8 protein-coding genes are annotated in these 11,696 nt (G+C 48.2%); 3 read left to right on the plus strand and 5 right to left on the minus strand.

Annotated elements, in window-relative coordinates:
- The 3 genes from ACTHMC_RS11550 to ACTHMC_RS11560 all read left to right on the plus strand — a co-directional run.
- Positions 1 to 1,242: alpha-amylase family glycosyl hydrolase (locus ACTHMC_RS11550; protein ID WP_440413275.1), on the plus strand; the 1,242-nt coding region annotated here is incomplete at its 5' end.
- Positions 1,243 to 1,262: 20 nt separating this feature from the next.
- Positions 1,263 to 3,212: a 1,4-alpha-glucan branching protein GlgB gene (gene glgB, locus ACTHMC_RS11555; RefSeq protein WP_440413276.1), complete on the plus strand. Its 1,950-nt coding sequence runs from the start codon at positions 1,263 to 1,265 to the stop codon at positions 3,210 to 3,212.
- A gap of 44 nt (positions 3,213 to 3,256) precedes the next feature.
- Entirely contained in the window at positions 3,257 to 4,285 is a 1,029-nt protein-coding gene (locus ACTHMC_RS11560) for a tetratricopeptide repeat protein (protein WP_440413277.1), read from the plus strand.
- A 9-nt stretch (positions 4,286 to 4,294) separates the two neighbouring features.
- On the opposite strand, the gene ACTHMC_RS11565 is transcribed toward ACTHMC_RS11560, so the two are convergent.
- From ACTHMC_RS11565 to ACTHMC_RS11585, 5 genes are all read right to left on the minus strand, one after another.
- The gene (locus ACTHMC_RS11565; RefSeq protein WP_440413278.1) at positions 4,295 to 5,332 is read right to left on the minus strand and encodes a DUF4249 domain-containing protein; all 1,038 of its coding nucleotides are present in this window, start codon (positions 5,330 to 5,332) and stop codon (positions 4,295 to 4,297) included.
- Positions 5,332 to 7,869 carry a TonB-dependent receptor gene (locus tag ACTHMC_RS11570; protein WP_440413279.1) on the minus strand — a complete coding sequence of 846 codons (2,538 nt, stop codon included), beginning with the start codon at positions 7,867 to 7,869 and terminating at the stop codon, positions 5,332 to 5,334. Before ACTHMC_RS11570 ends, ACTHMC_RS11565 begins: the two co-directional genes overlap by 1 nt.
- 110 nt (positions 7,870 to 7,979) lie before the next feature.
- Positions 7,980 to 8,945: a FecR family protein gene (locus ACTHMC_RS11575; protein WP_440413280.1), complete on the minus strand. Its 966-nt coding sequence runs from the start codon at positions 8,943 to 8,945 to the stop codon at positions 7,980 to 7,982.
- Positions 8,946 to 8,956: 11 nt separating this feature from the next.
- Positions 8,957 to 9,547 carry an RNA polymerase sigma-70 factor gene (locus ACTHMC_RS11580; RefSeq protein ID WP_440413281.1) on the minus strand — a complete coding sequence of 197 codons (591 nt, stop codon included), beginning with the start codon at positions 9,545 to 9,547 and terminating at the stop codon, positions 8,957 to 8,959.
- A 99-nt stretch (positions 9,548 to 9,646) separates the two neighbouring features.
- Positions 9,647 to 11,696: T9SS type A sorting domain-containing protein (locus ACTHMC_RS11585; RefSeq protein WP_440413282.1), on the minus strand; the 2,050-nt coding region annotated here is incomplete at its 5' end.

Consider the following 11,696-nt stretch of genomic DNA (forward strand, 5'->3'; position numbering starts at 1 on the left):
GCCGCTACTGACCATTATAGGGTTGATCCGCGTATCGGTGGGAATAAAGCTTATCACAGTCTGGCAGAAGCCATTCATAACAGAGGCATGAAACTAATACAGGACGCGGTTTACAACCATGTGGGCATTGAACATTTCCTGTACAGGGACATGCCGGACAGCAGTTGGTTCCATTTCTGGCCAACTTATACCAATACCACTTACAAAGACCAGACGCTGATGGATCCTTATGCGGCGGGTATTGATAAAAAGAAAATGAGCGATGGCTGGTTCGTACCATCCATGCCCGATATCAACCAGCAAAATCCCTTCATGGCAAACTTCCTGATACAGCATGCTATCTGGTGCACGGAAGAATTCGGACTGGATGGATGGCGCATCGATACCTATGCCTATAATGACCTCGATTTCATGAACCGATGCAATAAGGCGCTGCTGGATGAATACCCGCAGCTGCATATCTTCGGTGAAACCTGGGTACACGGTGTTACCAATCAAAGCTTCTTTACTTCAAGCCATATTGATATCCCGTACAGGAGTAACCTGCCCGGTGTAACCGATTTCCAACTGAACCTTTATGGTATTACACCCGCACTGACACAGCCTTTTGGCTGGACGGAAGGCGTGAACAAACTATACAGTACTGCCGCCAAAGATTTCGTGTACAGGGATGCGCGGAGGAATGTGATCTTTCTGGATAACCATGATCTCAGTCGATTTTACTCCATAGTGGAAGAGAATATTCCCAAACTCAAAATGGGCCTTTCCTGGCTGCTTACCTACAGAGGCATTCCACAGCTGTATTACGGTACGGAAATATTACTGAAAGGTTATGCAAATCCGGATGGGCTGGTACGCCAGGACTTCCCGGGAGGGTGGGCCGCCGACTCCAGTAACAAGTTCACAGCCGCAGGCAGGACCGTTGCGGAGAATGATCTCCTCAACTACACCCGTACACTGGCGCAGTTCCGTAAAAATTCTTCCGCACTCACCAGTGGAAAAATGATGCAATATGTACCGGAAGATGGCGTATATGTATATTTCCGTTACGATGAAAAGCAGACCATTCTCTGCATCATGAATACGAACGATACTACCAAAACCATTGCTGCCTCCCGCTTTGCGGAACGCATGAAAGGTTTCGGTAATGCAAGGGACCTCATCAGCGGAAACTCTTTTTCCATCAGGGATTCCATTTCTGTACCTGCCTGGACACTGACCACTGCTGAATTGGTACGATAATTCCTGTATCTTTAAGTACCATGGCATCACCCTTGAAGTACGAGGAATTACATTTTATCGACAGCACCCGTCCGGTCTGGAATTACTCATTATTTACAGACGAAGACGTCCGCAATTACCAGCAGGGCACCCACTACAGGCTCTATGACCTGTTCGGCTCCCATGAGATTACTGTGCTGGAAACCCCGGGATTTTACTTTGCAGTATGGGCGCCCAATGCCACCTACATTTCAGTGATCGGAAATTTCAATCACTGGAATACTGAAGCGCACCCGCTCATTGTGCGCACCGATAACTCAGGCATCTGGGAAGGCTTCATTCCGCATATGCGTAAGGGTGAGGTGTACAAATATCATATCCATGGATTCAAAGGACGCAAGCTCGATAAAGGTGATCCCTATGCCAATTTCTGGGAACTGAGGCCACAGACAGCCAGCATCACCTGGAACCTGGATTATGAATGGAAGGATGCGGACTGGATGGCAGAACGCAGTGCCCACAATGCTTCCGACGCTCCCTGGAGCGTGTACGAAATGCACCTCGGCAGCTGGATGCGCCCTAATAAACACAACGAAGAAATTTATAACAGTTACGCACAGATCAGTGAGCGTTTAGTACCTTACATAAAAGAAATGGGCTTCACCCATGTGGAGTTCATGCCCGTAATGGAACATCCCTTCGATGGCAGCTGGGGCTACCAGGGCACCGGCTATTTTGCACCCACATCGAGGTATGGAGACCCGCAGGCATTCATGGCCATGATCGATGCATTGCACCAGGCAGGCATCGGTGTGATCCTGGATTGGGTGCCATCACATTTTCCCTACGATGCACATGGCCTCTTCATGTTCGACGGCACGCATACTTATGAGTATGCTGACATGCGCAAAGGTTTTCACCCCGACTGGAACAGTTATATTTTCAACTACAAACGCGGCGAAGTAAAATCCTTTCTCATCAGCAGCGCCCGTTTCTGGTTTGAATATTTTCATATCGATGGTGTTCGCGTGGATGCTGTGAGCTCCGTGATCAAACTGAACTATTCGCGAACACACGGGCAGTGGGAACCGAATGAACATGGTGGTGATGGCAACCTGGAAGCCATCGCCTTCATCCGCGATCTCAATGAAACCATCTACCGCGATTTTCCGGATGTTCAGACCATTGCCGAAGAAGCTACTGACTGGCCGGGTGTTTCAAGCCCCACCTGGAAGGACGGTCTGGGTTTCGGCATGAAATGGATGATGGGCTGGATGCACGATACCCTGGATTATTTCCATATGGACCCGCTTTTCAGGAGCCATTACCAGGATAAGTTTGCATTCAGCATGATGTACTATTATGACGAGAACTTCATGCTGCCGCTGAGCCATGATGAAGTGGTGCATGGCAAGAGCCCGATGCTGTACAAAATGCCTGGAGATGAATGGCAGAAATTTGCGAACCTGCGCACACTCTACACCTATATGTTCACCCACCCGGGAGGAAAACTTCTGTTCATGGGTAATGAGTTTGGTGCCACACAGGAATGGAATTACAAATCAGAGCTGCCATGGGAACTGCTGCAGTTTGAGTCCCATACCGGATTGAAGGATGCTGTCCGTGACCTCAATCTGCTGCTGCGCAACGAGCCTGCTTTATATGAAAACCAATTCAGCAAGGTAGGGTTTGAATGGGTGGATCTTAACCATCGTGACGAATGCGTGGTGGCCTACAAACGGAAAGGAAAAAATCCTGAAGACGATATACTGGTAATACTTAACCTCACACCGGAGGTGCGTCGCGACTGGAAACTCTATACAAAAGGAAAAGATTCGTGGAAAGAAATCTACAATTCAGACGATAAAAAATATTGGGGAACAGGCGACGTTTTCAATCCTGAGATTTTAACTGTTTTGGTGGATAAAAAAGAGATGCTCTACGAAATAAACGTACATTTACCGCCGTTGGGAGCAGTAGTAATAGGGTAACCAGCTACACGTAACCTTTTTTGATCCAATACCAATTCAAGAACATGCGAAAGTACCTCACAATGGCGGGGTTGCTGTTATTGTCCGCAGCCACTTACAGCCAGGCAGACAGCGCTCTGTTCTATCAGCAGAAGGGCATTGCTGAAAAGCAGGCCAGGCGCTTCAAGGAAGCTGAAAAAAATCTCATCAAGGCTTCTCAGTTCGATCCCAAAAACACATCGGTGCAAATTGATCTTGCTGCTGTATTGCAGGAAATGAACCGCTATATGGAAGCGAGAGAAAAATTACTGGCAGTTGAAAGGGCCGAACCCAACAACCTCACCGTTGTTGAAAATCTGGCGGAACTCAGTGTGAACCTGCGTAAATGGGATGATGTGATAAGGCTCACCACAAGAATGAAGCAACTGAACAGTCCTAAATCCGTGAATTTCCTGCTGGCCAAAGCCAATTATGAAACGGAAAAGTATGGAGAAGCCCTGAAATATTGCGAACTCGCATTCAAGGACGATCCGAAGAAAGCAGAAACACCTTATATCGCCGCACGTGCATTTGTGGAGATGAGCAATTACAAACGGGCAGCCGGATGCTTTGAACAGGCGCTGGAACGCGATCCCACCAATGCAAAGTGGATGTATGAAGCCGGGCTTACTTACTACGCCATTCCTGACGACAAGAAAGCGATTTACTGGTTTGAAAAAGCAGGAGAGAACGGCTATAAGAAATCAAACGATTACCTGGAAAACCTGGGTAACGCCTATCTCAATACCGGTCAGTTCGACAAAGGAATGGAGATCATGAACCAGATGCTGAAGAACAGGCCCGGCGATAAAGAGCTTATGTACACTATCGGTGATGCCTTCTACAAAGCAGGTAAATGGGATGATGCCATCAATATGTGGGACAGGATCCTGACGGTGGATGCAAAAAATGCCAATGCCATCTTCATGATCGGTATGGCTTATATCAAGAAAGGAGAGAAGGAGAAAGGGCAGAAGCTTTGTGATGCAGCCATCGAAATCGACCCCGGCCTCGCGAAGAACCGCACTGAAAAGAAAATGCCGAACGGACTGTAACCACAAAGGTTACAGATCATCAAAATAATACATCTTCTCCACCTGGGTGGACCCACCGAAAACACCCAGGCCGAATTGCACATTACCCGCAGGTGAAGACAGCTGGTTGGCGGGAATTGAACCAAAATCTGTTTTATACTTCTCGTATGTAATCAGGTATTTGTACAGTTCCCTGCTGGCCGACTTCACCTGCAATAACACCCTTCCCTTCTGCTCATCCCTTCCGGTTACAAAGAACTCCTTATCGATGCTGAACGTGAGCTCGTACCTGTTGTTCAGGAAATTTACGTCTGAAAGAAAGATGCGGCGGAACGCATTATCGGATCCGTCGAATTTCAGGTTCTCGATATTCAGATCGCGGGAATATAAATTGAGGCGCAGGAATTTCTGCAGCGGGATCGTGTCTTTATGCAGTTTCACCGCCGGATCATGCTGAACTTTTTCATACAACTTCTTTCCTTCTTCCGTATCACAGTCGTACTTCACACCCTGGTAATTGAAGGTCTTTCTTATCTTCAGCAACTGCTTCACTGCTTCTATCACAAATCCTTCGATCTGATCAGGCAGGTCTTTCAGTATCAGTTTCACCTGCAAAACAGGTTTACCCTGTCTCAGTTCACTGCTTGTATCTAATGTAATTACCTGCACGGGATCAGGAATACGGGTAACGGCACGCGCATTGCCAAGTACAGGATGACTTATTTCAAGCGTGTAGGTAGTATTCGGTTTGAAATACTGACGGATGTAAAAGATGGAAGCGGGATTGCCTTCAGACTGCTGCGATTTATCGGCACGCAGCAACCATTTACCGCCGCTTTCCTCACTCAGCACCACAGTGGCATCGTTTATCTTTTCAAACTGGATCAGGTTACCACTTCCTGCACGGATAGTGCGCGCCACGGGAATGCGCACTATATCTCCGGCCGTTGCTTCAGACAATACCACCAGCTTATCGTCTTCTTCAGTATCCGGGAAGAAATTCTTCTTGCAACCAGCCAGCAGTACTATCAGTAAGAACACATAATATCGTTGCAAGGTCATTCTCATCAGAAACTGATATTGTATGATACATAAGGGGTAACGCTGAAGAACTGGTACCTGGTAGTTACCACCAGTGATCTTCTTCCCAATGTTCCTTCCAGGTCATACACGTACTGGCTTGGCGCTCCATAAACATTGTAAATTCCCAGGATCATTTTTGCCGGCAGTTTTTTATTGAGCAGATGATGGAAACCAGCTGAAACATCCAGCCTGTGATAAGCCGGTGTTCTGTAAAGTTTAGCTGTTGTATTCTGGTAGATCAGCCTGTATTCATCGGGAGCCATCGGATCTTTGATCTGCTGCGCATCATCAAAATCAGGATATACGCTGCTCGGCAGCGTGAACACATCGCCGGTGGCGAAGGTCCAGAGTGCCGCCAGGTTCCAGCGTTTGCCTACCAGGTAGGAGGCAGCCATACTGAGATCATGACGGCGATCATATTTGAACGGGAATTTCACCCCTTTGTTCACAGACCTGAACTGACGCCAGTTCCAGGACAAAGTGTAACTGACCTGTGCCGTCCATCTGGGTGATTTCCGGAAGAACATCAACTCCGAGCCATAACTCCATCCCTTGCCCGTTTGCACGGATTGCTCCCAGCTGCTGTTGTTGAGAAAGAGATTCTTACCCTCGATATAATTGGTAACGTTCAGGAGTTTCTTGTAATAAAATTCAGCACTGAATGTTCCCAGTTTTTTATTCTGATACAGATAGCCCACGTTGATCATCCTGCTCTGCTCCGGTTTCAGTTTACCGGTTGCAGGCACCCACGCGTCACTGTTTACGCCCATATATGGATTGGTTACCTGGTGCAGGTATTGCGCCATCTGGCTCCACGCCACACTCAGCTGCTGATGTGCATCCAGTCTGTAAGCCGCATAGAACCTGGGCTGCCAGCTGTTGAAACTGAAATTGCTGTACCGATAATGGGAGAAGTGAATGCCGGGCCTTACACTGAGCCGTTTATTCACCCTGATATCTGACTCGCAGAACAATACATATTCGCGGAACGACAGGGTGGGGAAAGTGCTGAATTCTTCGGGATCATCGATGAAATCCTGTGTTACATTCCTGGTGAATGGTTTGATATCAGTATAAGAGATCTTTCCACCCATATTCATTCGCCACTTATTGGAAGGAGTGAACTCAACCATACTGCGGAGATTGTATTGCTTGATGCTGGAGAATATATTGTACACTTTGTTCTGCACCATCACGCCGGAACTGTCGTACAACGAATATTTGAAACCCGCGATATTACTGTAACTGCTGTAATTGACACTGGTATTCACGAATGCTTTCGGCCCCAGCACACGGTTCCAGGTGATGGCCATATTCTTGTTTCCCCATTGATGGCGGTTGTTGATATTGTTTTCATTGAGCGCCAGGTTATCATCTCCCGCATAAACATTTACCATGATCTTGTCTTTCTTACCAAGCAGATGTGTGGCCTTGAACTGCAGGTCATAGAAGTTCAGGTTCACGCCCCGCTGTATCAGTCTGAGAAAAGGATTCACCCAGGTATGGCGGAAACTGAGCATCATGGAGGTCTTATCTTTTTTAACGGGACCTTCAATGGTGAAGGAACCTGCCAGCACACCGGCATTGATCTCACCTTTCCATTTCTTCATATTTCCATCCTTGGTATTCACATCCATTACGGAACTGAGACCGCCACCAAAGCGGGAAGGGAAATTGCTCTTATAGAGATACATGCTCTTGAGGGCCGTTTTGTTTACGATAGGCAGTGAGCCCAGCAGGTGCATGGGATTGAAAACAGGATTTCCATCCAGCAGGAAAAGATTTTCTCCGGGATTACCACCCCGGACCAGGATGCCGTTTGGGATATCGGCCACGTTCTTTACACCGGGTAACTGGTAAAGGCTGCGCAACACATCAGGCTCGCCCAATACATTGTTATAATCTTCTGCATTCACTTTGTCGGCTCCTTCTTTCTTCTGCCGCTGCCCCCCGGAGATCACCACTTCTTCAATGGGAGGAAGCGGCTGGAGCTTTATATCTTTCCGGATATCCTGTTGCAGGTCCGGAACAATGATCAGGTTGGCAGAATATCCTGCATAGGAAAACTGCAGGGTCTGTTTTCCTTCGGGCAGAGAGATGGTGAAGTAACCATGCTGGTTTGAGTACGCGCCGAGCTTGTGTACCGGGTCCCAGATGGTGGCTTCTGTGAGTGGTTCTCCGCTGGATTCATCTTTCACGAATCCGAAGACTGAAAACCAGGCCAGCAGCGCATCATCGGGCAATGGCGTAGGAGCGGGAGCAATGATGAGTTTGTTGTTTCTTTCGAGCACACGGATACGTTGTCCTTTCAAAACCTGCTGAAGTAAAGCGCCCAGGTTGGAAGGATTTCCCTGTAAAGCGATCAACTTACCTGTATCAATAACCGAAGTGGAATATTCTATGATCACATTGCTGCGATGATTGATATCTTCCAGGAAGGAACGGATATTTCCTTTATTATTTGAGGGAATGAAACCCGTACTGAGAATGCGTTGCTGGGCATGCAGCTGTGAGAAGCTCATGCATCCAAAGATGACGAGTATTGTAAAAAGCAGATCCTTCATGCCAAAGCCTGGGGAACCAGGGGTCTTTTAGGCTGAGCAATATGGCACTTTTTATGAATATTCAGTTATTATTTGCGAAAAAAAATAACCTGGCCATTTTCTTCTTTTGTGCTGAGGCCGGTGGCGAGTTTGATCTCTTCCAGCACTTCGGAAACCGGCTGGTCCCTGAACCGGGCATTGATATGCATCAATTCCGCAGCCGGCAAAAGCGTGTCAGGTAATACAATGGGCAGGTCGTAGTAATCTGCAACGGCATCCAGGGCCTCCGCGAGGGGCGTATTCCTGAATTCCAGCAAGCCTGTTTTCCAGGCCAGGTAATTGGAATCAGAAACGGTTTCCTGCAGCAGCTCGCCATTGGCGAGCACAGCTTTTTGTCCGGCAGTGAGGATCACCTGCCTGCCTTCGGTGTGTTTACCAGACATGCTCACTTTTCCGGAGGAAACTATCACTTCATCTGCCTTATCAGTGGAATGCACCAGGAAGGAAGTTCCAAGTACCTTGATAGTGGAATTATCGGTTGATATCAGGAAAGGCTGTTTTGCATTGTGTTCTACTTGGAACCAGGCTTCGCCCTTGAGTTGCACCCGACGTACGGCGCCATCGAAGCTGGCTGCAAACTCAATGGTACTGCCTTTCCGGAGAAAAACGGATGACCCGTCCGGCAGGGTGACCGGCATCATGGCTTTGGTAGCCATTATTTTTTGCATGGAAGCATCTCCCGAACGCCAGAAATACCATCCGGTGAAGACTGCAACCAGGAAGGCTACAGCAATCGCCAGGCGTTTTAAAGGAAATACCATGGCTTTCTTCTCCTTCCGGCGAATGGAATTGTCCACTTTATCCCAGGCAGCCGCCGTATTGAAAGGAATGGCCGGGAACATTTCTCCGCCTTTCTCCCAGATGAGTTGCATCTGTTCAAATTCATGCCGGTTACTGTCGGATGCAGCAAGCCATTGCTCTAAAGCAGTCAGATCCTGGGGAGTAGCCGTTCCCTGGAATTTGCGGGCGATTATATCGTTTATCTGGTCGTCCATCTGTTAAAATACTATAACAAGAAACGGGAATGAACCCCTATCTGGATAAGCGAATAAAATATGAAAACCAGGATGACAGGCAGCCAGACCTGCTTTTCCCGGATGAAATTCCTCATTATTTTCAATGCTTTGCCCATCTGGTTCTCAACCGTTTTAATGGAAATCCCCTGCGTTACAGCTATCTCCTGGTAAGTGAGCTTGCCCATCCTGCTCAGGAGAAATACTTCTTTACATTTCGGGGGAAGCTTTTCCAGTGCTGATTGCAACAGGCTATTGAAATCCGTTTCCACTTTTTCAGAAGCGTACAGGTCCGGGGCCGCTTGCTGTGGTTCCTGGCCCGTCAGCGGGGATACAATTGACCTTTTGTTGCGTTGCAGCCAGGTCAGGCAATTGTTCCTGACGGCCGTGAAGAGATAATAACGGAGACCCGCATCGCCCACCAGGTTCTGTTTTTTCTCCCATACATGCATGAAAATATCCTGCACAATGTCTTCACAGGCATGCGCTTCTTTCAGGATGGTGTATGCGTAATTACAAAGAGGTTCGTAGTAATGGGAGAACTCTTGCTGGAACTGATGGTATAGTGGGCTATTGGTAGACATTCCGTTATAACGGGCGCGTAAAAATAATACAAAGGCAGTAAAAAAGTGGGGGAGGCTTTGTTAAACCTCCCCCTTAACCCTATTGTTCTATTTGTTCTTTTACTGTTTGATCACCTGTTGACGCAGGTTGATTCCATTTCCGGAAAGTTCCAGGGTATAATTTCCGGCGGGCAGGTTGCCCAGATCTGTAAGGCTGGTTGTATTAACGCCTGCGCTTCCCTTTATGTTGTACGATCTTACCAGGGAGCCACTGAAATGGTATATTTTCACGCGGACCGTCTCTTCCTTATCCAGCTTGTAATTCAGGTTCAATACGGAGTTGAAAGGATTAGGAGATGCCTTGATGGTGAGATTCACAAGGTCTGTACGCACCACCATGATCTTTGAATCCGTGACACCACCATCGATATCCACCTGCCTTAACTTATAAAAATTCACTTTTTCCGGACCGTTATCAATGAGCTGGTAACTGCTGTTGCTTCCCTTGCCGCTTACGGTACCGATTGATTTGTACGCAGCACCATCAGTAGCCTTCAACACCTCAAAATGACTATTGTTTATTTCTTCGGCAGTTTTCCATTTGATGTACACTTTTCCGTTGTTCAACGTTGCATCGAGGCTCAATAATCTCACCGGTGTTGCAACAATGCTGCTTACCGGCCCGAATTCAGAAGCATCGCCCGCGCCCGTTGCATTCACGTAGGCCAACGCTGTGATGCGGCTTCCGCCGGTAACAGTGGTGGGCAGTGAAGAAATGGGAATAGTGAAGCTGAACCTCGCTTCGGTGCGGTCGCCACCTGCGCCCGTGCCTTCCTGCGTTTGGCTGTAAGTGCCACTGGTGCCTGTTTCCGTATCTGCTGCATCCAGGGTTGCATCATCCTGACCACGGAAAAGATAGGTCTGGCCTTCTCCGAATGAAGTGGTATACCCAGGCTCGAGCGGGTTAGGGTTGGGGCCCGCATCCGCAATGTAAAATTCGATCACGCTGTTAGGGCGGCTGAACCCCTGAATGGCGAGGTTGCCACCACTAACGGCAACGGACGTGATCACAGGGAAATTGAGCAGGTTATTGGGACCTGCATCCCCATCTCCATCATCGTTAGACGTTACCTTGTTGGCGCCGAGATCAACACCCAGAAGGTTATTGTTATTGAAGATGCTGTTGCGGCTCCATTTGTTACCGAGGGTAAGTCCGGCCACCACAGGATTATTCACAACGATACCGCCGTTATTGTTATTACCGATACGGTTTCCTTCTGCTGCATCTTCACTGCCGTTGTTATTTGAACCGATGATATTATTGGAAACAGAGAACGGATCGAAGGTTGCACTCAGTAAGATACCACTGGCTCCGTTAGCGGCATTGAGAGTTCCGGCCAGGTTGGTGCCGATGGCATTGCCTGCAATGATATTGTCGTTGGTATTGGCTGCCCAGCCTGCACCGAGACCGAAGAAGTTTTCAGTGGTGAGCCTGATGCCATCACTGGTATTGAAACCGATGATATTGGCTTCCACAGCGCTGTTGGCTCCGGTACCGTCTGTACCGATACGCACATCATGACTGTTCATCAGGTGAATACCCTGCTCTGAATTGGGAGCCGCATTTTCAGTGGCTGTAACACCGATATGGTTACCGGCAATCACGGTATTATGACTGAGGAAATTGAGAATACCACGGCCATTGTTCCGTCCGATGATATTGCCTTCCAGTGCATCGCTTACGCCATTACCATTGGTACCAACAGTATTACTGTTGGAGGTAACGGTGAGGAGTATCCCATTACGCGCATTTCCGAAACCGGTGAGCTCTCCTGTTTTATCCAGACCGATGATATTACCTGCGATGGTTGAATTCTGTGTGTTCCAGAAAATGACGCCATCACCTTCACTGTTTCCACCGGTGGAACCGCTGATGAGGTTGCCTTCGTTGGCATCATTGTTATTATCGTCCAGCACACCTACCACCACACCGGTGGTTACGCTGCCGCCCGGACCATTTCCTGTATTTACGGCAATGGCCGCACCATTGTTTCCCAGTCCGCCTACCGAGCCGGTTACGTCTGTTCCAAAATAGTTGCCCCAGATGAAAGCGTTATTGGCGCCCTGCTGAACATAGATTCCATAACGGGTAGCACGCGTGATAGCGAGA

The organism is Pseudobacter sp., assembly GCF_051955275.1.
Lineage (GTDB): Bacteria > Bacteroidota > Bacteroidia > Chitinophagales > Chitinophagaceae > Pseudobacter.